Source organism: Agromyces sp. NPDC055520 (assembly GCF_053619715.1).
In genome coordinates this window covers 18,837-41,736 of the sequence record NZ_JBSHJY010000014.1, presented here as the reverse complement: position 1 = coordinate 41,736, position 22,900 = coordinate 18,837, and the positions used below count along the sequence as shown (strand labels likewise).

22 protein-coding genes and 1 pseudogene are annotated in these 22,900 nt (G+C 70.3%); 12 read left to right on the top strand and 11 right to left on the bottom strand.

What is annotated here, in order from left to right; genetic code table 11:
- Positions 1 to 11: 11 nt before the first annotated feature.
- Complete coding sequence (locus tag ACWGST_RS08235; RefSeq protein ID WP_452046179.1) at positions 12 to 2,162, bottom strand: DEAD/DEAH box helicase; 2,151 nt, start codon at positions 2,160 to 2,162, stop codon at positions 12 to 14.
- Between the two features lie 368 nt (positions 2,163 to 2,530).
- On the opposite strand from ACWGST_RS08235, the gene ACWGST_RS08230 reads away from it, so the two are divergent.
- The 6 genes from ACWGST_RS08230 (at position 2,531) to ACWGST_RS08205 (ending at position 8,675) form a co-directional block, all read left to right on the top strand.
- A complete protein-coding gene (locus ACWGST_RS08230; protein WP_452046178.1) occupies positions 2,531 to 5,662 on the top strand; it encodes a DUF5979 domain-containing protein in 3,132 nt (1,043 codons plus the stop codon).
- A gap of 181 nt (positions 5,663 to 5,843) precedes the next feature.
- A complete protein-coding gene (locus ACWGST_RS08225) occupies positions 5,844 to 6,425 on the top strand; it encodes a TetR/AcrR family transcriptional regulator (RefSeq protein ID WP_452046177.1) in 582 nt (193 codons plus the stop codon).
- A complete protein-coding gene (locus ACWGST_RS08220) occupies positions 6,422 to 7,174 on the top strand; it encodes an ABC transporter ATP-binding protein (protein ID WP_452046176.1) in 753 nt (250 codons plus the stop codon). Before ACWGST_RS08225 ends, ACWGST_RS08220 begins: the two co-directional genes overlap by 4 nt.
- Entirely contained in the window at positions 7,171 to 7,935 is a 765-nt protein-coding gene (locus tag ACWGST_RS08215; protein ID WP_452046175.1) for an ABC transporter permease, read from the top strand. The genes ACWGST_RS08220 and ACWGST_RS08215 overlap by 4 nt, the downstream gene beginning before the upstream one ends.
- Positions 7,936 to 8,039: 104 nt before the next feature.
- Entirely contained in the window at positions 8,040 to 8,255 is a 216-nt protein-coding gene (locus ACWGST_RS08210) for a hypothetical protein (RefSeq protein WP_452046174.1), read from the top strand.
- A gap of 39 nt (positions 8,256 to 8,294) precedes the next feature.
- Positions 8,295 to 8,675 (top strand): hypothetical protein, encoded by a 381-nt coding sequence (locus ACWGST_RS08205; protein ID WP_452046207.1) that lies wholly within the window; start codon positions 8,295 to 8,297, stop codon positions 8,673 to 8,675.
- 53 nt (positions 8,676 to 8,728) lie between these two features.
- Here ACWGST_RS08205 and ACWGST_RS08200 read toward each other — a convergent pair.
- The 4 genes and pseudogenes from ACWGST_RS08200 to paaI all read right to left on the bottom strand — a co-directional run.
- Positions 8,729 to 8,929 (bottom strand): annotated as a pseudogene (locus ACWGST_RS08200) (STAS/SEC14 domain-containing protein); the annotation flags it as partial.
- Entirely contained in the window at positions 8,926 to 9,567 is a 642-nt protein-coding gene (locus ACWGST_RS08195; RefSeq protein WP_452046173.1) for a TetR/AcrR family transcriptional regulator, read from the bottom strand. The pseudogene ACWGST_RS08200 and the gene ACWGST_RS08195, both read right to left, overlap by 4 nt.
- A gap of 58 nt (positions 9,568 to 9,625) precedes the next feature.
- Complete coding sequence (gene paaK, locus ACWGST_RS08190) at positions 9,626 to 10,885, bottom strand: phenylacetate--CoA ligase PaaK (protein WP_452046204.1); 1,260 nt, start codon at positions 10,883 to 10,885, stop codon at positions 9,626 to 9,628.
- Positions 10,886 to 10,989: 104 nt separating this feature from the next.
- Positions 10,990 to 11,367 carry a hydroxyphenylacetyl-CoA thioesterase PaaI gene (paaI, locus tag ACWGST_RS08185; protein WP_452046172.1) on the bottom strand — a complete coding sequence of 126 codons (378 nt, stop codon included), beginning with the start codon at positions 11,365 to 11,367 and terminating at the stop codon, positions 10,990 to 10,992.
- 187 nt (positions 11,368 to 11,554) lie between these two features.
- On the opposite strand from paaI, the gene paaA reads away from it, so the two are divergent.
- From paaA to ACWGST_RS08155, 6 genes are all read left to right on the top strand, one after another.
- Positions 11,555 to 12,544 (top strand): 1,2-phenylacetyl-CoA epoxidase subunit PaaA, encoded by a 990-nt coding sequence (paaA, locus tag ACWGST_RS08180; RefSeq protein WP_452046171.1) that lies wholly within the window; start codon positions 11,555 to 11,557, stop codon positions 12,542 to 12,544.
- Positions 12,544 to 12,849 carry a 1,2-phenylacetyl-CoA epoxidase subunit PaaB gene (gene paaB, locus ACWGST_RS08175; protein WP_452046170.1) on the top strand — a complete coding sequence of 102 codons (306 nt, stop codon included), beginning with the start codon at positions 12,544 to 12,546 and terminating at the stop codon, positions 12,847 to 12,849. Before paaA ends, paaB begins: the two co-directional genes overlap by 1 nt.
- Complete coding sequence (paaC, locus tag ACWGST_RS08170; protein ID WP_452046169.1) at positions 12,846 to 13,739, top strand: 1,2-phenylacetyl-CoA epoxidase subunit PaaC; 894 nt, start codon at positions 12,846 to 12,848, stop codon at positions 13,737 to 13,739. The genes paaB and paaC overlap by 4 nt, the downstream gene beginning before the upstream one ends.
- Positions 13,740 to 13,798: 59 nt before the next feature.
- Positions 13,799 to 14,299: a 1,2-phenylacetyl-CoA epoxidase subunit PaaD gene (gene paaD / locus ACWGST_RS08165; RefSeq protein ID WP_452046203.1), complete on the top strand. Its 501-nt coding sequence runs from the start codon at positions 13,799 to 13,801 to the stop codon at positions 14,297 to 14,299.
- A complete protein-coding gene (gene paaE, locus ACWGST_RS08160) occupies positions 14,299 to 15,609 on the top strand; it encodes a 1,2-phenylacetyl-CoA epoxidase subunit PaaE (RefSeq protein ID WP_452046168.1) in 1,311 nt (436 codons plus the stop codon). Before paaD ends, paaE begins: the two co-directional genes overlap by 1 nt.
- A gap of 155 nt (positions 15,610 to 15,764) precedes the next feature.
- Positions 15,765 to 16,550, top strand: coding sequence for an enoyl-CoA hydratase/isomerase family protein (locus ACWGST_RS08155; protein ID WP_452046167.1), 786 nt, complete (start codon positions 15,765 to 15,767; stop codon positions 16,548 to 16,550).
- An 18-nt stretch (positions 16,551 to 16,568) separates the two neighbouring features.
- Here ACWGST_RS08155 and mnhG read toward each other — a convergent pair whose 3' ends face one another.
- From mnhG to ACWGST_RS08125, 6 genes are read right to left on the bottom strand one after another with little or no spacing between them, the layout of a single operon-like run.
- A complete protein-coding gene (gene mnhG / locus ACWGST_RS08150; RefSeq protein WP_452046166.1) occupies positions 16,569 to 16,925 on the bottom strand; it encodes a monovalent cation/H(+) antiporter subunit G in 357 nt (118 codons plus the stop codon).
- Positions 16,922 to 17,194 (bottom strand): monovalent cation/H+ antiporter complex subunit F, encoded by a 273-nt coding sequence (locus tag ACWGST_RS08145; protein ID WP_452046165.1) that lies wholly within the window; start codon positions 17,192 to 17,194, stop codon positions 16,922 to 16,924. Before ACWGST_RS08145 ends, mnhG begins: the two co-directional genes overlap by 4 nt.
- Positions 17,191 to 17,829 carry a Na+/H+ antiporter subunit E gene (locus tag ACWGST_RS08140; RefSeq protein WP_452046164.1) on the bottom strand — a complete coding sequence of 213 codons (639 nt, stop codon included), beginning with the start codon at positions 17,827 to 17,829 and terminating at the stop codon, positions 17,191 to 17,193. Before ACWGST_RS08140 ends, ACWGST_RS08145 begins: the two co-directional genes overlap by 4 nt.
- Positions 17,826 to 19,406, bottom strand: a complete 1,581-nt coding sequence (locus tag ACWGST_RS08135; protein WP_452046163.1) for a Na+/H+ antiporter subunit D — start codon at positions 19,404 to 19,406, stop codon at positions 17,826 to 17,828. The genes ACWGST_RS08140 and ACWGST_RS08135 overlap by 4 nt, the downstream gene beginning before the upstream one ends.
- The gene (locus ACWGST_RS08130; RefSeq protein ID WP_452046162.1) at positions 19,403 to 19,921 is read right to left on the bottom strand and encodes an NADH-quinone oxidoreductase subunit K; all 519 of its coding nucleotides are present in this window, start codon (positions 19,919 to 19,921) and stop codon (positions 19,403 to 19,405) included. The genes ACWGST_RS08135 and ACWGST_RS08130 overlap by 4 nt, the downstream gene beginning before the upstream one ends.
- Positions 19,918 to 22,842 (bottom strand): Na+/H+ antiporter subunit A, encoded by a 2,925-nt coding sequence (locus ACWGST_RS08125; protein WP_452046161.1) that lies wholly within the window; start codon positions 22,840 to 22,842, stop codon positions 19,918 to 19,920. Before ACWGST_RS08125 ends, ACWGST_RS08130 begins: the two co-directional genes overlap by 4 nt.
- Positions 22,843 to 22,900 lie beyond the last annotated feature (58 nt).

Sequence of the window (22,900 nt, the reverse complement as noted above, 5' to 3'; positions counted from 1 at the left end):
TCGACGCTGCGTCAGCCGCGCAGCGCCAGCACGAAGGGCAATACCGCGCTCGCGCCCGCCCGGCGGAGTTCGCGCGCGGCGATCGTGAGGGTCCAGCGACTGTCGGCCTGGTCGTCGACGAGCAGCACGCCGCCGGCCGGCACATCGAGGGCGTCGGCCGAGAAGCGATCCCACAGACCCGCGAGCCGGAAGGCGCTGTTGCCGCCCGGCTGACCGGTCGGACCGCCGCCACGGAACTCGAGGGCGCCGAGGTACGGCAGCCGCCCGACCTCGGCGAGGCCGCGAGCGAGCGAGTCCACGAGTTGCGGGCGCGAGCGCGACGGCATCGCGACGACCGCGACCGGTCGGTCGGGCCAGCCCCAGTCGGCGAGCACGCGCACGCACGCGGCGAGCACCTGCGGTGAGACCGCTGCATCGGGCGCTCCCGCTGCGAACAGCTCGCGCAGCGTGCCGCCCCAGCCGAGGTCGGTCAGTCGAGCGAGCGCCCGACCCTCGCTCGACTGTTCGGCCGGCGCGATGCGCCCCTTGACCGGCACGCCGAGCCGGTCGGCACCGGTCGGCCATTGCCGACGCGGCTCGATCGGCACGCCCACGCGGTCGAGCGATTCGGCGGCGGTGACGGTGGCGGATGCCGCGATCTCACGTGGATACCAGATGCCCGTGCAGTTGTCGCACCGCCCGCAAGGTGCCGCCGTGTCGTCGTCGAGGGATCGCTGGAGGAACTCCATGCGGCATCCGTCGGACTGCTCGTAGTCGATCATGTGCTGCTGCTCGGCGAGCCGCTCGGCGGCGATGCGCTCGTAGCGTTCGGCGTCGTAGACCCACGGCTCCCCGGTGGCGACCCAGCCGCCCTGCACGCGGCGCACCGCGCCGTCGACGTCGAGCACCTTCAGCAGCAGCTCGAGCGGGGTGCGGCGGATGTCGACCATCGCCTCGAGCGCCGGCGTCGAGACGGGCACGTCGGAGAGTGCGCCGATGACGCGTTCTGCCCGCTCTCGATCGGGCATCGAGGCGGTGGCGAAGTAGTGCCAGATCGCGGCATCCTCGGTGCCCGGCAGCAAGAGCACATCGGCGCTCTCGCTCGCTCGGCCGGCGCGACCGACCTGCTGGTAGTAGGCGACGGGTGACGACGGGGCCCCCAGATGCAGCACGAACCCGAGGTCGGGCTTGTCGAAGCCCATACCGAGTGCGCTCGTCGCGACGAGCGCCTTCACCTCGTTTCGCTTCAGCATGCCCTCGGACTCGGTGCGCTCGTCGGTGTCGGTCTGGCCGGTGTAGGCGCGCACCTCGTGACCGCGTTCGCGAAGCAGCCGGGCGGTGTCGTTGGCGGCTGCGACCGTCAGCGTGTAGATGATGCCCGAGCCCGGCAGGTCGTCGAGGTGGCTGAGGAGCCAGGCCAGGCGGCTCGGCGAATCGGGCAGGCGCAGCACGCCGAGCCGCAACGACGCCCGGGCGAGCGGCCCGCGGATGGTGAGCACTTCGGGGGCGCTCCCGGTGCGGCCCGCTCCGGCCTCGGCATCATCGTCCGACGCACCCGTGCCGAGCTGCTCCGCGACGTCGGCGACGACCCGGCTGTTCGCGGTCGCCGTGGTCGCGAGCACCGGCACCTCGACGGGCATCTGCGAGATGAGGTCGCGCAGGCGCCGGTAGTCGGGCCGGAAGTCGTGGCCCCAGTCGCTGATGCAGTGCGCCTCGTCGACGACGAGCATGCCGATGCGCCGCACGAGCGCGGGCAGCTGCTGCTCGCGGAACGCGGGATTGTTGAGGCGCTCCGGCGAGACGAGCAGCACGTCGACCTCGTCGCGGTCGAGCTGGGCGAGCACGTCGCCCCACTCGTGGGCGTTCGTGGAGTTGATGGCGACAGCGCGCACGCCAGCACGCTCGGCTGCCGCGATCTGGTCGCGCATGAGGGCGAGCAGCGGCGAGACGAGCACGGTCGGCCCCGCGCCCTGTCGGCGCAGCAGCAGCGTCGCGACGAAGTACACCGCCGACTTGCCCCACCCCGTGCGCTGCACGACGAGCGCACGACGACGCCCCTCGACCAGCGCCTCGATCGCCTCGAACTGCCCGTCGTGGAACTCGGCGTCGCTGCGCCCCACGAGCTCGCGCAGGGCGGCGAGTGCGGCTGCGCGAGTATCTGCGGGCGGTGCGTCGAGGGTCATGGGTCCACTCTGCTGCACGCCGCCGACAGATGGCTGGGCGATCGGATGTCGGGTGCCCAGCACACCCGAATCCGACGCTGTGGAGACGCAGTCAGGAGTTTCACAGCTGCGCACACGTCATGAATCGCGTCATCCGCCATCTCTTGGTTGGTGGCAATGAACAGCCACCCGTCCTCACCCGAGAGGACCAGCCCGACCGGCGTGCACCGCACGCCAAGCATCGGCGCCACCCGTGCGCCCTGCACCGGCACGCTTGCGCGAACCCAGCGCGCAGGCGCTGTTCGTCGCGCCCGACCTCCCGGATGTGGAGCCGACGCAGCCGCGCCGCGCCCCACGTGAGACGTCCGTTGAGAAGGGAAGCAACAGTGATGAACATCGCGATCGGGTCGGCCCGAGATCGTGCTCGACGCCTGCAGACGCTGCTGGCGTTCGCCATCTGCCTCGTGCTCGGTGTCGCCGCCAACGTGCTCATGATCGGCACGGCCGCCCATGCGGCGGGTGGCACGCCGATCTCGATCGACGACGTCGCCTTCGTGCACGACGAGTTCGACGACGGCAGCCAGCAGGAGATCACCGTCAAGTGGAGCGTGCCGGGCGAGGCAGCGAACCCGGTGAGCGTGACCGTCGACCTGCCCGACGGGCTCAGCGGCCATGAAGACCGGTTCGCCATGATCGATCCGGACGGCGAGCCCGCCGGCGAGTGCGTCGTCTCGAGCTCGAACATCACCTGCACGGTCGACCCCGCCTACGTCGACGGGCACGAGCTCGACATGCAGGGGGAATTCACCTTCCGCGTGAACGTGTGGCTCGAGAACCTCGAGACCGAGGAGCGCGTCTTCGAGTTCGGCGACCTCAGCGACACCGTCACCGTCGGCCCGAACCCGAGCCGCTGCTTCGAGAACTGCGAGTTCGGCGGCTGGGACGCGTGGAAGAGCGGTTCGTACCGCAACCTCGAAGACACCATCACCTGGTGGGTCGGCGTGCCCGGCGGAGCCGACGGCATCCCCGCGGGCCGCGACATCGTGGTCGAGGATCAGCTCGACCTCGGCGCCTTCGAACTCGTCGGTGCCCCCGTCGTCTACGAGGCCCGGTCGCTCGCCTACGACTCGCTCGGCCGGCAGAACCCGGTCTTCGCGGCCAAGCCCGCGTCGGAGGTGACCGTCTCCGCCGATGGGCTGCGCGTCGATTTCACCTCGGTGCGCGGACTCGGCACCGGGGCGCCCGAAGGTCAGCAGGGCATCACCGGCTCGATGTACGAGGTCGTGTGGACCGTGAAGGTGCTCGACGAGGGCAAGGCCAAGACGTACCAGAACACGGCGAAGTACAGCATCGAGGGCGTCGAGCCCGGCACGACGACCGGCACCGCGACCCGTGTGTCGGGCTCGGGCACCGTGGTCGGGCGCAACTTCGGCAAGTTCCAGCTCACCAAGGAGCTCGCGGGCGACACCTCGCTCACCCCGCAGTTCACCGTGAACTACACGGCGACGCTCGATGGAACAGTGACCGAGGAGCGCATCATCGAGCTGCGCGCCGGCGAGTCGTTCCTCAGCGATGAGCTCTTCAAGGGCACCACCATCACGCTCGACGAGATCACGCCCGTCGGACCGTCGAACGTCACGTGGGCCGAGCCGGTCTTCGTGCTGCCCGACGGCACCGAGAGCGAGCGACTCGAGCTCACCTTCTCGTCGGCCGAGGGCAACCTCGGCGCCGTCACGCAGATTCGGCTGCAGAACCGCGCGACCCTGCAGAAGAGCTCGCTCTCGGCGCACAAGACCGTGGTGAACGACGACGGCATGCGCATCCCCGTCGACGCGACCTTCACCCTGAACTACCGCTGGGCCGCTGACGCGGGCAAGGGCATCCCGCAGGGCGGCGGCTCGGTCGAGCTTCCGCTCGACGGCGAGCGCATCGAGATCCCGAACCTTCCCATCGGGGCGGTCGTCGACTTCTCCGAGAGCACGCCGACCGCCGTGCCCGGCGCGAGCTGGCAGACGCCGGTGATCGAGCCCGCCCGAGTCGTCGTCGACGCCTCGAGCCCCGACGTCGACGTCACCGTGACGAACACGCTCGTACGCGACTTCGGCGACTTCGAGATCGTCAAGCGCCTCGACGGCAACGCCGCGGGGCTCGTCGACGACCCGACGTTCACGGTCGAGTGGTCGTACCCGGCCGAACCCGAGCGCGGCGTCTACGAGGCCGGCGACGGCATCGTCGAGGTGACCGCCGGCGGTGCACCCGCCGTCGTCGAGCACCTGCCGGCGGGCGCAACCGTCACGCTCGAAGAGGTGCTCGAGCGAGTCGAAGGCGGCACGTGGGCAGAGCCCGTGTTCAGCCAGAAGACGTTCACCGTCGTCGCGGGCAACCGCATCACGATCGACCTCGACAACGAGCTCACGCTGAACGCCGGCTACTTCTCGGCTCGCAAGGCGCTCGAGGGCACCGGCGCGAAGCTCGTGCCGGCCACCGACGCCTTCACGATCCAGTACCGCTACGAGGCCGGCATCGGCTTCGCGGCCGGTGAGGGTGAACTCGTCGTGAGTGCCGACGGTTCGGCGGCCACGAGCGGTCCGCTGCCCTACGGCGCCGTGCTGCAGCTCACGGAGCTCGCTCCGCAACCCGTGCTCGGCGCGACCTGGAGCGAGACGCCCGCCTTCTCGACCGACACCGTGACGATCGGCGACGGCACGACGGTCGACGTCGTACTCACCAACACGATCACGCGCGACGTCGGCGCGTTCAGCCTGCAGAAGCGGGTGGAGGGCAGCGGTTCGCACCTCGTCGGCACCGACCGCGAGTACACGTTCACCTACGAGTACCCCGCCGGCCCGAGCTTCGACGCGCTCGAGCCGACCGAGGTCACGGTGCCGGGCGACGGCACGATCGTGACGGTCGACGACATCCCCGCGGAGGCCGTCGTCACGGTGCGCGAGCTGACTCCGGAAGCCGTCGTCGGCGGCACCTGGGACCTGGTGGAGTTCAGCGAATCGAACACCTTCGTCATCGGCAACAGCCAGCTGACCGAGGTGCTCGCCGTGAACACCCTGCACCTGAACGACGGGTTCCTCTCGGTGCGCAAGGCAGTCGTCGGTTCGGGCGCTTCGATGCTGCCGAGCGACGCCACCTTCACCGTGCGCTACGAGTACCCGGCCGGCACCGGATTCTCGGGCGGTGCCGGGCTCCTCACGATGTCGGCGGGCGGCGAAGCGGTCACGAGCGAGGCGATTCCGTTCGGTGCGGTGGTGACGCTCTCCGAGCTCGCCCCCGCAGCGGTCGACGGCGCCAGCTGGGCCGGCGCAGTGTTCAGTGACGACGTCATCGTGATCGGCGATGGCACCATCGCCGAGATCGAGCTGACCAACACCCTCGACCAGCACCCGGGCGCCGGGCTCGCCTCGACGGGCATCGACGGCATCGTGCCGGCGATGCTGGGCGGGGCGTTCGTGCTCGCGCTCGGTGCAGCACTGCTGCTCATGGCCGTGGGCCGCCGCCGCCGCGTGTAGCGGTCACAAGCTGAAGGCCGGGTCCCGCATCCCCCATGCGCGGCCCGGCCTTCTTCACGCCGCCGGATGCCGCAGACGGCCGACGAGTTCGGTTGCCGCCGCCTCGCGCGTGACAGCCTGACGGCGTGGCGAGCAACGAGAGCCGCTTGCCGATACGAATGTTAGTGGCTAACATTCATCCGTGACCGACACGCAGCGCCTCGACCCCGAGCGCACCACGAAGCGGGAGCGCACGCTCGCGGCGCTCATCGATGCCGGGCTCGAGTTGTTCGAGCGGCACGGCTACGAGCGGACGACGGTCGCCCAGATCGCCCGCGCCGCCGGGGTCACCGAGATGACCTTCTTCCGCTACTTCCAGGCCAAGGAGCACCTGCTGCTCGACGACCCCTACGACCCGGTGCTCATCGACGCCATTGCCCGACGGGCGCGCACCGATCCACCGTTCCTGCGGGCGGCGGGCGGCGTGCGCGCTGCGTGGCGGGCATTGCCCGAGCCCGAGACGCCGATCATCCGGCGACGGGTGCGCATCATCGCACAGACGCCATCGCTGCGCGGCGCGATGTGGCGGTCGACGGGCAACACCGAACGGGCGATCGTCGAGCAGTTGGTGGTCGACGGCGCGACACCCGAGGTCGCACGCGTCGCCGCGGCATCCGTGCTCGCTGCGCTCGTGGCCGGGCTGTACTCGTGGGCGGAGCAGGACGACCTCTCGCTCGCCGAAGCGATCGAACACGCCCTCGATGTGATCGAGGTGCGGCGATGACGGCGGTCACCGCTCCGGTCGCACCGCGACTCGAGACGCGCGGGCTCATGCGGCGATTCGCCGGCGGCGCCGGGGTGCACGGCATCGACCTCACGATCGGGCCGGGAGAGATCCATGCCATCGTCGGGCTCAACGGCGCCGGCAAGACGACGCTCATGCGCCTGCTGCTCGGCATGCTCCGCCCGCAGGCGGGAAGGGTGCTGGTCGACGGCATCGACATCGCCGAGGGTCCTGCCTCGATCTGGTCGCGCGTCGGCCAGCTGGTGGAGCATCCGCTCGCCTACGCCGAGCTCGACGGTCGGTCGAATCTCATCGTCGCCGCCCGGCTGCACGGCGCCGAGCGCGGCACCGCCGGCGCGATCGTCGACCGGGCGATCGCCGAGTTCGACCTCGCCCGCTACTCGAGCGTTCGGGCGAGCCGGCTCTCGCTCGGCAATCGCCAGCGGCTCGGTCTCGCTGCCGCCCTGCAGCACGATCCGGCGCTGATCGTGCTCGACGAGCCGACGAACGCGCTCGACCCCGCCGGAGTGATCCTGCTTCGCGAAGCGCTCCTCCGCCGTGCGGGCGCGGGGGCGGGCATCCTCGTCTCGAGTCACCACCTCGACGAGGTCGCACGGATCGCCGACCGCATCACGGTCGTCAACGCCGGTCGCACGATCGGTTCGCTCGACCCCGGCGGTGTCGATCTCGAGCGGGCCTTCTTCGCGATGCTGCTTGCCGACGATCGTGAACGCGAGGTGGTGGCATGACCGCCGGCTTCGGCACGGCTGTGGCGATCGAAGCGCGGAAGGCCGCAGCGTCGCGCGTGATGGCCTCGATCACGGCGATTCTCGTGATGGGCGTCGCGCTGCTCGCGCTCGGCATGCTGGTCGGTGCCGACTCGGGCGACGAACAGCTCCTCGCCAAGCTCGGACCGCTCGCTCGGCTGGGCGGCTGGGCGGGACTCGTGGGCGTCGTGTCGCAGATCACCTCGGCAGGCGGCCTGCTCGCGTTCGGGGTGGCGCTCAGCTGGCTGTTCGGTCGCGAGTTCGCCGACGGCACGATCGGCGGGCTCTTCGCGCTGCCGGTGCGTCGCTCGACCATCGCGCTCGCGAAGCTCGCGGTCTATGTCGTGTGGGCCGGAGGGGCGGCGGTGCTGCTCGCCGTCGTGGTCGCGATCCTCGGGCTCTCCTTCGGGTACGGCGCCACCGACGCTCCGGGGGTCGTCGAACTCCTCCGCGTTCCCGTGCTCGTGATGCTCACCGCGCTCATCGCCGTGCCCGCAGCATGGGTCGCCACCCTCGGACGCGGCCTGCTGCCGGGCATCGCCGCCACCGTGGTGCTGCTCGTGCTGGCCCAGGTCATGGCCGTGGTCGGCATCGGCGCCTGGGTGCCGATCGTGGCGCCTGCGCTGTGGGCGATCGACCCCACGGCGGTGCCGATCGCGAGTCTCGCCATCGTGCCGAGCGTGCCCGTCGTCTTCGGAGCGTTCTCCGCGCTGGACTGGTCGCGCCTGCAGCTCGACCGGTGAGGACCGGGCCACCTCAGGCGGGGCAGCGAGGAATAGGGCGATCTCCGGATGTCTCACCCCCTCCTTAGCGAGGAGTCTCGACTGAGACGCACAGGAGCAGACACATGTTGATCTCGGAACTCACCTTTCCACACCTCGCCGCCGCCAACGACGAACGCATGACTCGCGAACTCGAGCAGCGCCGCGTGGCGCTGGAACGCCGTGCCGAAGCCGCCGCGGACGCAGCGGTCGTCGCGCCGGCGGCGGCGACCGGTCGAGCGCCGCGCCACGCGGCATCCCGACGTCATCAGGCGAATCGGATGCCGCGCCCCGCGGGCTGATCGCTTGACGACGGCCCGCGCGCCCATCACCCTGAACCCATGAGCGAATCGACGCGCGCCGCCACTCGTGGTGCGGCCTTCTGGATCTGTTACGCGGTCACGGTCATCAGCGCAGGGGTGAGCGTGACCTATTCGGTGCTCGCCGTGATCGACGGCGGGCTCGAGGCCAGCGACGCGCTGTACGCGACCTCGCGCAGCGTCGCGCTCGTCGTGATGGCGCTCGTGGCACCGATGTTCCGGTCCGACGCGGGCCTGCTCACCATCGCGGTCGCGATGACCATCGTGCAGGGCATCGACTCGTTCATCGGCGCGGTGCAGGGCGACGTCGGCAAGACGATCGTGCCGGCGGTGCTGTGCATCGTGACGATCGTCGCTGCGACGTTCCTCGCCCGGAGCGACCGCATGCGCAGCGACGACTGATCGGTCACGGGCCGATCGACGCTGCTCGACCCGCGCCGGATCAGGCCGACGAGCTTCGCGTCCTCCCACATGGCACCGATCGAGAGATGGTCGAAGTCGTCGCCGAGCACGGCCACCACGTTGACGTGCTCGTGCTCGGCGAGCACGGCCTCGATCGAGGGAACGAGCACATCGCGGTAATCGGCGGCGTCGATCGTGCCGACGGCCCGGAAGCCGATGACGCCCTCGGACAGGTCGGCGATCGGTTCGATCATGCTCGTCCCCGTTCGATGAGTTCGTCGACGCGGTTCGAGGTCGGCATGCGCAGGCCGTCGAGGGCGATGGCGATCACGTCGCCGGCGAGCCGGTCGGCGTCTTCTCTGCCGCCCGGGCGATACCACTCGACGATCGAGTTGATCATGCCGAAGGCGAGGCGCGCGACGACGCTCGGGTCGATGTCGGAGCGGAGGCTGCCCTCGGCCTGCGCCTCCTCGACGAGCGCGGTGACGGCCCTGTCGAAGGCGCGTCGGCGCGAGAGGGCCCGCCGCTCGACCTCGGTGTTGCCGCGCACGCGGAGGAGCAGCGTCACCGACGGCAGTTGGTCGACGAGCACGTGCACGGCGCCGCCGAGCACCGCCTCGAGCCGGTCGGCGGCCCGGCCCTGCGTGGCACTCGATTCGCCGAGCACGCCTTCGAGCGCGCTGAGCGCGTCGTCGAGCGCGCGCTCGAGGATCTCGTCTTTCGAGGCGAAGTGGTGGTAGATCGCCGACTTCGACAGGCCGAGCCGGTCGGCGAGCACACCCATCGAGGTCGCGTCGTAGCCGTACTGGTTGAACGCGGCGATGGCGACCTCGAGGATCCCCTGCTGGTCGTACCCGGGGCGCCCGCGTCGAAGTGAACCGTTCTCGCTCATCGCCCTCATCTTCGCACTCGGTGCTCAGTGCGGGCGGCAGGTGCCACGCGACATCCGCTCATGCCGTGCGCAGGTCGTAGACGCGCCGGTACTTGCCCTCGCTCCGCGGCAGCGCTCCCGGCTCTTCGAGCACGACGGCGACGGATGACCCGATGCCGTCCTTGATGCGCTTGGCGAGCACGACGGTCGCGGCCTGGCAGACCTCGATCGTGAGGTCGGGGTGGCGTTCGATGCGCACCGTCAGGTCGTCCATGGTGCCCGTGCGGCGCAGTTCGAGGATGAAGTGCGGCGTGAGCTGCTCGATACCGAGCACGATCTCCTCGATCTGCGTCGGGAAGAGGTTCACGCCGCGCAGGATGATCATGTCGTCGTTGCGACCGGTGATCTTCTCGATGCGGCGCATGCCGGGGCGGGCGGTGCCGGGCAGCAGGCGCGTGAGGTCGCGCGTGCGGTACCGGATGACGGGGAACGCCTCCTTCGTGAGCGAGGTGAAGACGAGCTCGCCCATCTCGCCGTCGGCGAGCTGCGCGCCGGTGTCGCCGTCGATGATCTCGGGCAGGAAGTGGTCCTCCCAGATGTGCGGGCCGTCTTTCGTCTCGAGGCACTCGTTGCCGACGCCGGGGCCCATGACCTCGCTGAGGCCGTAGATGTCGAGCGCGTCGAGGTGGAGGCGCTGCTCGAGCTCGTGCCGCAGCTCGTTGGTCCACGGTTCGGCGCCGAGCACGGCGACCTTCAGAGAGGTCGAACGCGGGTCGATGCCCTGCTCGACCATGCAGTCGGCGATCGTCAGCAGGTAGCTCGGCGTGCAGAGGATGGCGTCGGGCTCGAAGTCGAGGATGAGCTGCACCTGCCGTGCGGTCTGCCCGCCCGACATCGGAATGACCGTCGCCCCGAGCTTCTCGATGCCGCCGTGCGCGCCGAGCCCGCCGGTGAAGAGGCCGTAGCCGTAGGCGTTGTGCACCTTCATGCCCGGCCGCACGCCGCTCGCCCGCAGCGACCGTGCGACGAGGGTCGCCCAGCGGTCGAGGTCGCCGCTCGTGTAGCCGACGACGGTCGGCCGGCCCGTCGTGCCGCTCGAGGCGTGGATGCGCGCCACCTGCTCCATCGGCACGGCGAACATGCCGAAGGGGTAGGTCTCGCGCAGGTCGGCCTTGGTCGTGAACGGCAGCTTCACGACGTCGGCGAGCGAGCGGATGTCGCGTGGTTGCACGCCCGCCTCGTCGAACTTCCTCGTGTACAGCGGAACATTCGCGTAGGCGTGCTGCACGGTCTGCTGCAGGCGCTCGAGTTGCAGCGCCTCGACCTCGGCGCGCGACATCCGCTCTTCTGGATCGAGGTCTGCGAGTGCCGCGGGGGCGAGGCCGGAGACGGAAGGGGTGGTGGAGGTGGTCGTCGTCGACACGGGGGCTCCCGGTGGCTGGATCAGATCGTGCGGTTGGTGGAGATCGAGCGGCCGCGGAACTCGGCGACGGCATCGCCCTGCTCGTCGACGACCGTGACATCGTAGAGGCCCGTTCGGCCGCTGCGCGCGCGCCGGCGTGCGGTGGCGGTGAGGGTCTGGCCTGCGACCGTGGACTTCAGGAAGCTGATGTCGGCGCCCGCGGCGACCGTGACGGTCTCGTCTTCGTTGCAGGCGATCGCGAACGCCGTGTCGGCGAGCGTGAAGACGAGGCCGCCGTGGGTGATGTGGAACCCGTTCGTCATGTCGTCGCGCACGCGCATCGAGACGACGGCGTGGCCGGGCTCGTCGAGCTCGACGACCATGCCGAGGGCCGCGGAGGCTCGATCGCGTTGCATCATGGCGCGATTCGCTGTGGTGGCTGCGTCCAAGTCTGAAGCTCCTCGTCGAGTTCATGCAAGCGTGCGTTCGCGCGCCGTTGCTGCGGCGCCCGAGAAGAGCATATACTAACTGAACGATCGGTTAGTAATGTTGAACGTCAATGCCGGCATGCGGCGAACGTTCCGCATGCCGCGAACACAGGAGTCGATGATGACCTCTCCCGCTGACCTCAGCGTGGTCGAAGAACTCTCCGCCGAGGAGGCGCAGTTCAACGACCTCATCGCGAAGGACTCCCGCATCGAGCCTCGCGACTGGATGCCCGAGGCGTATCGCAAGACGCTGATCCGCCAGATCTCGCAGCACGCGCACTCCGAGATCATCGGCATGCAGCCCGAGTCGAACTGGATCACGCGCGCGCCGAGCCTCAAGCGCAAGGCCATCCTCATGGCCAAGGTGCAAGACGAGGCTGGCCACGGGCTCTACCTCTACTCGGCCGCGCAGACCCTCGGCATCACGCGCGAGGAGATGACGGACCAGCTCATCACCGGCCGGGCCCGCTACTCGTCGATCTTCAACTACACGACGCCGACGTGGGCCGACATGGGTGCGATCGGCTGGCTCGTCGACGGCGCGGCGATCTGCAACCAGGTGCCGCTGTGCCGCGCCTCGTACGGCCCCTACGGGCGGGCGATGGTGCGCATCTGCAAAGAGGAGTCGTTCCATCAACGGCAGGGCTTCGAGATCCTGCTCGAACTCATGCAGGGCACCGAGGCGCAGCGCGAGATGGCGCAGGACGCCGTGAACCGCTGGTACTGGCCCTCGCTCATGATGTTCGGCCCGCCCGACGACGAGTCGCCGAACTCGGCGCAGTCGATGGCGTGGAACATCAAGCGCTTCTCGAACGACGAGCTGCGCCAGCGCTTCGTCGGCATGCTCGTGCCGCAGGCCGAGGTCATGGGCGTGACGCTGCCCGACCCGAACCTGCGCTTCAACGAGGAGACCGGCGAGTACGACATGAGCGAGATCGACTGGACCGAGTTCAACGAGGTGCTCGCGGGCCGCGGCCCCGCGAACGCCGAGCGCATCCGCCGACGCCGCGAAGCCCACGAAGACGGCGCCTGGGTGCGCGAGGCGGCCCACGAGTACGCCCGCAAGCAGTCCGAGCGTGCGCTCGCAGCAGCAGGGGCGGTGGCCTGATGTCGACTCCCGGTGAGATCGGCACCGAGGCCTGGCCCCTCTGGGAGGTCTTCGTGCGCGCCAATCGCGGCCTCTCGCACGTGCACGTCGGGTCGCTCCACGCGCCCGACGCCGACATGGCCGTGCGCAACGCGCGCGACCTCTACACGCGGCGGGGCGAGGGCGTGTCGATCTGGGTGGTGCCCGCCGACGCGATCACGACGAGCGACCCCGACGCGAAGGGCGCCTTCTTCGAGAGCCCGGCCGGCAAGAACTACCGCCACGCGGTCTACTACACGAAGAGCGAAGGGGTGAAGCACCTGTGAGCACTGAACCCGGTGGTCGAGTAGCGAGCGCCAGCGAGCGTATCGAGACCCACGGCGACGTCTCCGTCGATCGCCTCGCGCTCGCCGACGAGCTCGCGGGCGCGGGCGTCGCGGTCGACGGCAGCACGGCTGTCGCTTCGGCGGATGTCGCGGAGTACGCGCTGCGCCTCGGCGACGACGCCCTCGTGCTCGCCCAGCAGCTCGGCATGTGGATCGCCCGCGCCCCCGAGCTCGAGGAGGACGTCGCGCTCGGCAACATCGCCCTCGACCTCATCGGCCACGCCCGATCGCTGCTGCACTACGCCGGTACCGCGAGCGATCGCAGCGAAGACGACCTCGCCTACTGGCGCGATGAACCCGAGTTCCGCAATGCCTGGCTCTTCGAGCAGCCGAACGGCGACTTCGCCCACACGATCGCGCGGCAGCTCGCGGCATCCGTCTACCTCTTCGAGCTGTATTCGCGGCTCGCGGGCTCGACCGACCCGACGCTCGCGGCGATCGCCGCGAAGTCGGTGAAGGAGGTCGACTACCACCGCGATCACGCGACGCAGTGGGTGCTGCGGCTCGCCGGCGGCACCGATGAGTCGCGTCGCCGCATGATCCTCGCGATCACGGACACCTGGCCCTACGTCGACGAGCTGTTCGTCGACGACGCGCTCGTCGAGCGGCTCGCCGCGGCGGGCATCGCCGTGCTGCCGTCGGCCCTGCGCCCGGTCTTCGACGCCGTCATCGACGAGGTCTTCGCCGAGGCCGTGCTCGAGCGCCCCGCCGGCCGCACCGCGTTCATCGCCTCGGGCGGCGGCCGCGAGGGCCGTCACACCGAGCACCTCGGGCCGCTCCTCGCCGAGATGCAGGTGCTCGCCCGCGCGCACCCGGGGGCGTCATGGTGACCGCGGCCGCGGCACGGCACGACGTGCACGAGGCATCGGTCGCCTCCGTGGCGCGGCCGATGCCCGCCGACCCGGCCGCGCGCCGCGCGTGGCGGGTCGCGGCCACCGTGACCGACCCCGAGATCCCGGTGCTCACGATCGAAGACCTCGGCGTGCTGCGTTCGGTCGAGATCGGCGCCGACGGCGCCGTGCGCGTGCAGTTGACACCCACGTACAGCGGATGCCCCGCGCTCGACGCCATGCGCGACGACGTGCTGCTCGCGCTCACGCACGCCGGCTACGACGACGTGCGGGTCGACCTCGTGCTCGCCCCCGCGTGGACCACCGACTGGATGAGCGAGGCGGGCAAGCAGAAGCTGCGCCGCTACGGCATCCAGGCCCCGAGTGGCACGGCGGCCGCCCGACCGGCCGGGCCGGTGCGCGTGCAGCTCGCCGTCAAGTGCCCGCGCTGCGACTCGCTCAACACCCGCGAACTCGCCCGCTTCGGCTCGACGTCGTGCAAGGCCCTCTACGAGTGCCGCGACTGCCTCGAGCCCTTCGACTACTTCAAGGTGCTCTGATGGCGGCCCGCAACCTGGGGTCGACGGGTGCCGGTGGTCGAGTAGCGAGCGCCAGCGAGCGTATCGAGACCGCGTCACCGGGTCTCGATACGCGGCCTCCGGTTCCTGAGCCTGTCGAAGGGTCGTCGGTCGCTACTCGACCACCGGAGGAAGCCGTCGCCACAGCCTTCCTCGCGTCCACCGTCGGCGGCGCGCACCAGACCAAGCGCCACCGCGCGCGCTTCCACTCGCTCGAGGTCGCCGAGGTGCGCCCGCTCACCGCCGACGCCGTCGAAGTCACGTTCGCCGTGCCCGAGGCTCTCGCCGACGACTACACCTACCTGCCCGGGCAGTACGTGGCCCTCCGCAAGGACTTCGACGGCCACGAGTTGCGCCGCAGCTACTCGATCTGCCGACCGCCGCAGCGTGCGTCTGCCGGAACGGGCGGCAGCGTCTCGGTCGCCATCAAGCGCGACCTCGGCGGGCTGTTCTCGACGTGGGCGAACACCGAGCTCGTCGCGGGCGACACCCTCGACGTCATGAGCCCGCAGGGCACGTTCACCTCGAGCCTCGGTGCCCTCGACGGCAAGCACGTCGTCGGCATCGCGGCCGGGTCGGGCATCACCCCGCTCATGGCGCTCGCCCATACGGTGCTGGCCCGCTCCGCGACATCCGAATTCGAACTGGTCTACACGAACCGGTCGACGCTCGACGTGATGTTCCTCGAGGAGCTCGCCGAACTGAAGGACCGCTACCCCTCGCGCCTCGCCCTGCACCACGTGCTCTCGCGTGAACAGCGCACCGCGCCGCTGCTCTCGGGGCGCATCGACGCCGAGAAGCTCGAGCGCATGCTCGACGTGCTGATCCGCCCCGAGACGGTCGACGAGTGGTTCCTCTGCGGGCCGTTCGAGCTCGTACAGCTCGCTCGCGACACCCTCGCAGCACGGGGCGTGCCGAGCGATCACGTGCGCTACGAGCTCTTCACGACCGACGCCGACCGGGTCGAGCCGCGGCACGGCCGCCCCGTGGTGGTCGAGCGCGGCGAGAAGACCGTCGCGATCGAGTTCACCCTCGACGGACAGTCGTCGACGGTCGAAAGCCCCGTGAGCGCGAACGAGTCGATTCTCAACGCGGCGCTGCGCGTGCGCCCCGACGTGCCGTTCGCCTGCGCCGGGGGAGTGTGCGGCACCTGCCGTGCGCGCCTCACCGAGGGCAGCGTCGCCATGACCGAGAACTACGCCCTCGAACCCGACGAGCTCGAGCGCGGCTACGTGCTCACGTGCCAGTCGCACCCCAAGTCCGACCGCGTCGTCGTCGACTACGACGTCTGACCCTGCCCCGCCCCGCCCCCACCCCACCTCACCCACCCCACCCCACCCACCCCCGCCACCCAATCCGCCGAGTGTTAACGCTGACCGTCCGTTGATGTCGGTACGGTGGGCGCAGGCGGTCCGATCGTTAACACTCGAGGAAGAGAGAAGCGCCGATGATCGAGTTGCAGGTGTCCGACGGAGTCGCCGAGGTCGTGCTGAACGCCCCCGAGAAGCTCAACGCGCTCGACGAGGCGGCGATCGGCGAGCTCGCCGCCGCCTACATCGAGGCTGAGCGGATGTCGCAGGCCGGCGATGTCCGTGCGCTCGTGCTGCGCGGGGAGGGGCGCGCATTCTGCGCGGGCCGCGACATCTCGGGCGTCGATCCGCGCGAAGACGACGTGCTCGGCTACCTCGGCGGTCTCGTCGAGCCGCTGCTGCAGCGCATGGCCGGCATCCCCGTGCCGACGTTCGCGGTCGCGCACGGCGCGTGCCTCGGCGTGGGCCTCGGGCTGCTCATCGCCTCCGACATCGTCTACGTCGCCGACACCGCGAAGATCGGCTCGCCGTTCGCGAACCTCGGGGCGACGCTCGACTCGGGCGGCCACGCCCTCTTCGTCGAGCGACTCGGCGCGCACCGCACGATGGACCTCATCGTCACCGGCCGGCTGATGTCGGGCGCCGAGGCGGTCGCCTCAGGACTGTTCTCGCAGGTCTTCGCCGCCGACGAGGTGTTGGATGCCACCCGCTCCGCGGCCCGCGCCGCGGCATCGGGTGCGACGCAGGCCTTCATCGCCTCGAAGCGCCTCGTCGCCGCGCTCCGCGACGACCGGCTCGGGCTCTGGGCGTCGATGGCGGAGGAGAACCGGGCGCAGGCCGCGCTCTGCGACACGGCCGACTACCGCGAGGGCTTCGCCGCGTTCCAGGAGAAGCGCCGGCCCGAGTTCACCGGGCGCGGCTGACGTATCCGAACGGCGCGCTCAGCCCGCGCTGCCCTGGTCGTACTCCGCGATGTCGCGGTCGAGGTCGTCTTCGATGAGCAGGTCGCGGCGCACGTGGTCGCTGCGGTAGGCCGAGCGGCCGAGCATGTGCGCGGTCATCGGCTGGGTGAGCAGCTGGAACGTCATCACGAGCACGACGGTCGTCAGCACCCCCCACGTCGGCACCTGCACGACGATCGCGACGAGCACCGTCGCGAGCCCGAGCACCTGGGGCTTCGTCGCGGCGTGCAGTCGACTGAGCACGTCGGGGAACCGCACGATGCCGACGCCCGCGGCCATCGACAGGAAGGCGCTGACCACGATCAGCACTCCGACGGCGATCTCGGCGGCACTCACGAGGCATCCTGCTTCGCCATGAACCGCGCGATCGAGATCGAGCCGACGACCGCGAACATCGCGAGCACGAGCATGACGACGAGGGTGTCAGTGTGCTTGTTGATCGCCATCTCGGCGCCGAGGGCGCAGATCGCGATGGCCAGCAGCACGTCGGTCGCGAGCGCACGGTCGAGGATGGACGGCCCGCGGATGATGCGGTAGACCGCGGCGAGCGCCCCGATGCCGAACATGATGCCGGCGGCGAGTCCGGCGATCTGCAGGAAGGTCATGGTCGGTCTCCCTTCGTCGAGGGGTCGGATTCGAGATCGGATGCCGCGGCCCGGGTGCGGGCGGCGGCGGCGCGTTCCCGACGGGCTCGAAGCACGGATGCCGCTTGCGCGCGAGTGCCGATCGCGAGCACGATGCCCTCCTCCATGCCGAGCACCTGCACCCGGGTGCGTTCGATGTCTGCGGCCGTGCGGGTGCCGAGCACGTGCAGGTAGAGCAGGCCGCGCTCGCGGTCGATGTCGACGACGACCGTGCCCGGCACGACCGACGTCGCCTCGGCGGTGAGGGTCGTGATGAGATCCGAGCGGGTGAGCAGCTGGATCGAGATGATCGAGTTCATCGGGTGCCAGCGGGGGTTCACGGCGAAGTAGGCGACCTGGAGCGAGGCGAACGTCACCCAGGCCATCATGCGAAGCCCGAAGACGAGTCCGTGCCACGGGTTGAACCGGCCGCTGAGCAGCACGGGCGGCAGGTAGAGCACACGGGTCACGCCGATCGCGAGCAGGATGCCGGTGACGACCGTGAGCACGGTGACCTGATCCCAGAGGAACACCCACAGGAGGACGAGGGCGACGAGCAGCGGCAACTGCCGCCAGACCGAGCGCCAGCGCGAGACGCCCGCTGTCGAGTGGGTCATAGGATGCCTCCCGGGAACACGAGGGACACGTACGAGGCGGGGTCGAGCAGATCGGCGGCGGCCCGCCCGGCGAGCTCGAAGAGCGGGCCGGCGAACACCGTGAGGCAGACGGTGACGACCACGAGCGTCGCGGTCGCGACGATCATCAGCACCGGCGTGGTGCGCGTCGCGGTGACGGTCGCACCCTCGGGCGCCTCGAGCACCGAGCCGAGCAGCACCGATTCGTAGCCCTCGAGCTCTGAGCGGCGGCGCCAGAACGCCATGTTCCAGAATCGCGTCAATGCGTAGAGGGTGATGAGCGAGGTGATCGCGCCGGCGGCGACCACGACCCAGATGAGCCAGGCCACGCCCGGGTCGGCGGCGGCGCCCTCGCCGCCCGCGAGGAACAGGCCGGTCTTGCCGAGGAAGCCCGAGAACGGCGGGATGCCGCCGAGGTTCAGGACGGGGATGAAGAACAGCACGCCGAGCAGCGGCGAGGCCTTCAGGAGGCCCGCGAGCCGGTTGATCGAGGTCGCACCGCCGATGCGCTCGATGAGACCCGTCGTGAGGAACAGCGTCGTCTGCACCGTGATGTGGTGCACGACGTAGTAGATCGTGGCCGCATAGCCGAGCTGCGAGGCGAGCGAGATGCCGAAGATCATGTAGCCGATATGGCTCACGAGTGTGAACGAGAGCAATCGCTTGATGTCGGCCTGGGTGAGCGCGCCCAGGATGCCGACGAGCATCGTGAGCCCGCCGATCACCATGAGCAGCACCGAGACGTCGCTGTCGGTGAAGATGACCGTCTCGGTGCGGATGATCGCGTAGACGCCGACCTTCGTGAGCAAGCCGGCGAACACCGCCGTGACGGGTGCGGGCGCCGTCGGGTACGACTCCGGCAGCCAGAACGAGAGCGGGAACACCGCCGCCTTGATGCCGAACGCGATGAGCAGCAGCACGTGCAGCATGAGCGCGACGTCGGCGGGCAGCTCGGCGAGGCGCACCGAGAGCTGCGCGATGTTCACGGTGCCGGTGGCCCCGTAGATGAGGGCGATCGCGCTGAGGAAGAAGAGCGATGAGACGAGGCTCACGATGATGTACGTGACGCCCGCGCGGATGCGCTCGCCGGTGCCGCCGAGGGTCAGCAGCACATAGCTCGCCGACAGCAGGATCTCGAAGCCGACGTAGAGATTGAAGAGGTCGCCCGCGATGAACGCGTTGAAGACACCCGCCGAGAGGATCAGGTACGAGGGGTGGAAGATCGACACCGGCGTCTCGCGATGCTGATCGGCGATGCCCTGCCCGACCGAGTACACGAGCACGACGAGCAGCATGATCGCCGAGATCACGAGCATGATCGCCGACAGGCGGTCGACGACGAGGGTGATGCCCCACGGGGCATTCCAACCGCCGACGTAGACGACGGCCGGGCCGGTCGTGTCGACGGCGACGAGCAGCACCGCGGCGATCACGGTGACCGCGGCGAGCACGCCGAGGCTCACCGCCATCTGCACCTTGCGATGGCGGCCGAGGATCAGCGCGGCCGCCGCCCCCAGCAGGGGCAGCAGCACGACGAGCGGTACGAGCACGGCGGTCACGGCTTGGCCTCCTCATCGTCTCGGTCGCGGGTGGATGCCTCGAGCTCGAGTTCCTCGATGAGGTCTTCGCCCGGCTCCTCGTCGCTCGCGTCGATGATGTCTTGAATGGCCCGATCGTCGGCCGCCGAGCTGCGGATGAGGTCGGCCGCCTCTTCTGCGTCTTCGGCGATCTCGTCGTCGTCGTCGACGAGGTCGCCCTTCGGGCCGAGCTGGGCGAGCCACCACGAGCGGTAGATGAGCGCGAGCATGAACGCCGTGATGCCGAGGTTGATGACGATTGCCGTGAGCACGAACGCCTGGGGCAGCGGGTCGGAGATGGCGTCGGGGTCGACTCCTTCGCCGAGGATGGGGGCGAGTCCCGGCGCCCCGCTCATGAGGTAGATGAGGATGTTCACGGCGTTGCCGACGAGCAGGAACCCGATGAGCACCCGGGTGAGGCTGCGTTCGAGCATGATCGAGATGCCGGCGCCGAAGAGCACGGCCATGAGCACGATGAGGGTCAGCGAGGCGGTCACGACGGCACCTCCGCCTCGTCGTGACGGTCGACCTCGCCGCCGAGCGAGCGCAGGATGTCGAGCACGAGCCCGACGACCACGAGGTAGACGCCGATGTCGAAGAGCGTCGAGGTGCCGATCGAGATCGTGCCGAGCAGCGGCACCTCGGTCTCGAACCACGCCGACGCGAAGACGGGGCCGCCGAAGAGCAGCGCCCCCGCGGCCGTGCCGGCGGCGAGCAGCAGCCCCGTGCCGAGCAGGCGCCCCGCGTCGACCGGCGCGGCTTCGCCGAGCTCGTACCGGCCGCCGGCGAGGTAGCGCGCGACGAGGGCGAGGCCCGCGAGCAGGCCGCCGGCGAAGCCGCCGCCCGGCGCGTTGTGCCCCACGAAGAGCAGGAACACCGACACGATGATCGCGGGGTGGAAGAGCAGCCGCACGAGCACCTCGATGAGGATCGAGCGGCTGCGCGGCGAGATCGTGCGGCCGGCCAGCAGCCACGTCTGCCGGGTCTCGGCGGCTTCGGCCGCGGCATCCGTCTCGCCCTCGGTGTCGGCGAGGCTCGTGCGCGGCGCGCGGATCGACCACGCGGGTTCGGGCACCGGCGTCAGACGGTCGCGGCGGTCGACGAGCCCCTCGACGTGCCCGAGGCGCGGGGCGCCGCCCGTGCGGCCCGAGACGAAGATGAGGCTCGCGACACCCGTCGCGACGGCGACGAGCACCGAGATCTCGCCGAGCGTGTCCCACGCGCGGATGTCGACGAGCATGACGTTCACGATGTTCGTGCCGTGCGCTTCGAGCGCGAGGGCGGGCAGCCCGTTCGCGATGGTCGGCTCGACGCGGGCGCCGAGGGCGATGAGGCCGACAACCCCCATGACCACGCCCGAGAGCGCCCCGATGATGCCGCGCGCGAGCTTGTGCACGGGCGGGTTGCGCTGCGCGATCTGTTTGGGCAGCCGCCGCAGCACGAGCACGAAGACGACGAGCACGATGGTCTCGACGAGCGCCTGCGTGAGCGCGAGGTCGGGGGCGCCCGACATGCCGAAGAGCAGCACGAGACCGTAGCCGGTGACGCTCACGAGCAGCACCGCCGTCATGCGCTGGCGCACGACGGCCGCGGCGATCGCAGCGACGGCCATGACGAACGCGAGGAACGGCTGCGCCGGATAATCCCACGGCCGGATGTCGCTGGGCCACGAGCCGTTGAACGCGGCGAGCCCGCCGAGCCCGCCGATGAAGACCACGACGATGATGGCGAGGTAGCCGGGCAGGCCGCGCGACTGGATGGTCGTCGTGACGGTCGCGGCGAGCCGGTCGACGACGGAGACGATGCCGAGGTAGCCGCGGGCCGAGTCGAGCACCGGGGCGACGGCGGCCTGCATGCGCGCGACGCGCTGGCGCCCCCAGACGAGCAGTGCGCCGAGCGCGAAGACCACGGCCGAGATCGCGAGCGCGGGCTCGAACCCGTGCCAGAGCGCGAGGTGGTCGTCGTGCGGCCCGGGCAGCTCGTCGGCGTATCCGGTCAAGAGAGGTTCGATGACGGCGATCGCGAACGCCGAGACGACGCTCGCCGCGGCGAGGATGCCGGGTGCCACCGCGATCGCAGGGCGCTCGGCGCGCAGCGGCGACTCCGCGACATCCGGCTTCGAGAAGAACGCGCCCCAGATGAACCGCACCGAGTAGGCGACCGTGAGCACCGAGCCGACGAAGGCGGCGACGAGGGCGACCCACGCCCAGGCGTCGCCCACGGCGACCGCGTCGAGGAACGCGGTGAACACGGCCTCTTTCGCGACGAAGCCGAGCAGCGGCGGCACTCCGGCCATGGAAGCCGCGGCGATGAAGCCGATCGTCGCGATCACGGGCATGCGCCGGCCGATGCCCGAGAGCCTGCGCCAGTCGCGGGTGCCGGCGGCGTGATCGACGATGCCGACGACGAGGAAGAGGGTCGCCTTGAAGAGCGCGTGCGCGAGCAGCAGGGCGACGCCGGCGAGTGCGGCGTCGCGGGTGCCGAAGCCCGTGACCATGACGAGGAACCCGAGCTGGCTGACGGTGCCGTAGGCGAGCAGGAGCTTCAGGTCGTACTGGCGCAGCGCGCGCCAGCCGCCGACGAGCATCGTGAGCGCACCGAGCCCGATGACCATGGGATGCCACACCTCGAGATCGGCGTAGCCGGGGGCCAGGCGGGCGACGAGGTAGACGCCCGCCTTCACCATCGCGGCGGCGTGCAGGTAGGCACTGACGGGGGTCGGCGCGGCCATCGCGGCCGGGAGCCAGAAGTGGAACGGCACGAGCGCGCTCTTCGAGATCGCGCCGAGCAGCACGAGGGCGATCGCCCACTCGCCGGCGGCGCCCGTGACGGGGTGGGCGACGAGCTCGGAGAGGCTCGTCGTGCCGCCGTCGACGGCGAGGATGACGAGGCCGACGAGCATCGCCAGCCCGCCGAAGGTCGTGACGGTCAGCGCCTGCAGCGCGGCACCGCGGCTCTCTTTGCGACCCGTGTAGTGGCCGATGAGGAGGTACGAGAGCACGCTCGTCGCCTCCCAGAACGTGAACAGGATGAACACGTCGTCGGCCGTGACGAGGCCGAACATGACGCCCGCGAACGCGAGCAGGAGCGCCGCGAACCGGCCGAGCGCGGGCTCGTCGTCGGCGAAGTAGTGCATGCAGTAGAGCAGCACGAGCGCGCCGACGCCCGTCACGATGAGGGCGAGCAGCAGTGCGAGCGCGTCGAGGCGGAAGCTCAGCGCGATGTCGAGGGTGGGGATCCACGGCACGACCTCGACGACGGGGGTGCCGGCGAGCACCCCGGGAAGCCAGGTCAGCAGCAGCACGAAGACGGCGGCCGGCAGCAGGGCGATGACGGCGAAGACGCGCCGACCGAGCCACTTCGTCAGCAACGGCGTGACGATCGCGACGGCCGCGAAGGCAGCGAGGCTGGCGATCATTCACCCTCCCCGCGCTCGCACCGTTGGCTCAGTTTATCGGCCGCGGCGCACCTGTCTT

Bases quoted from the DNA above. Each gene is read 5' to 3' on its own strand.
- ACWGST_RS08140 (WP_452046164.1), bottom strand. From the start codon at position 17,829: ATGACCCACTCGACAGCGGGCGTCTCGCGCTGGCGCTCGGTCTGGCGG.
- ACWGST_RS08205 (WP_452046207.1), top strand. From the start codon at position 8,295: ATGAGCGAATCGACGCGCGCCGCCACTCGTGGTGCGGCCTTCTGGATC.
- paaK (WP_452046204.1), bottom strand. From the start codon at position 10,885: ATGTCGCGCGCCGAGGTCGAGGCGCTGCAACTCGAGCGCCTGCAGCAG.
- ACWGST_RS08215 (WP_452046175.1), top strand. From the start codon at position 7,171: ATGACCGCCGGCTTCGGCACGGCTGTGGCGATCGAAGCGCGGAAGGCC.
- paaA (WP_452046171.1), top strand. From the start codon at position 11,555: ATGATGACCTCTCCCGCTGACCTCAGCGTGGTCGAAGAACTCTCCGCC.
- paaE (WP_452046168.1), top strand. From the start codon at position 14,299: ATGGCGGCCCGCAACCTGGGGTCGACGGGTGCCGGTGGTCGAGTAGCG.
- ACWGST_RS08230 (WP_452046178.1), top strand. From the start codon at position 2,531: ATGAACATCGCGATCGGGTCGGCCCGAGATCGTGCTCGACGCCTGCAG.
- ACWGST_RS08235 (WP_452046179.1), bottom strand. From the start codon at position 2,162: ATGACCCTCGACGCACCGCCCGCAGATACTCGCGCAGCCGCACTCGCC.
- paaI (WP_452046172.1), bottom strand. From the start codon at position 11,367: ATGATGCAACGCGATCGAGCCTCCGCGGCCCTCGGCATGGTCGTCGAG.
- ACWGST_RS08220 (WP_452046176.1), top strand. From the start codon at position 6,422: ATGACGGCGGTCACCGCTCCGGTCGCACCGCGACTCGAGACGCGCGGG.
- ACWGST_RS08195 (WP_452046173.1), bottom strand. From the start codon at position 9,567: ATGAGCGAGAACGGTTCACTTCGACGCGGGCGCCCCGGGTACGACCAG.
- ACWGST_RS08145 (WP_452046165.1), bottom strand. From the start codon at position 17,194: ATGACCTTCCTGCAGATCGCCGGACTCGCCGCCGGCATCATGTTCGGC.
- ACWGST_RS08210 (WP_452046174.1), top strand. From the start codon at position 8,040: ATGTTGATCTCGGAACTCACCTTTCCACACCTCGCCGCCGCCAACGAC.
- ACWGST_RS08155 (WP_452046167.1), top strand. From the start codon at position 15,765: ATGATCGAGTTGCAGGTGTCCGACGGAGTCGCCGAGGTCGTGCTGAAC.
- paaD (WP_452046203.1), top strand. From the start codon at position 13,799: ATGCCCGCCGACCCGGCCGCGCGCCGCGCGTGGCGGGTCGCGGCCACC.
- paaB (WP_452046170.1), top strand. From the start codon at position 12,544: ATGTCGACTCCCGGTGAGATCGGCACCGAGGCCTGGCCCCTCTGGGAG.
- ACWGST_RS08125 (WP_452046161.1), bottom strand. From the start codon at position 22,842: ATGATCGCCAGCCTCGCTGCCTTCGCGGCCGTCGCGATCGTCACGCCG.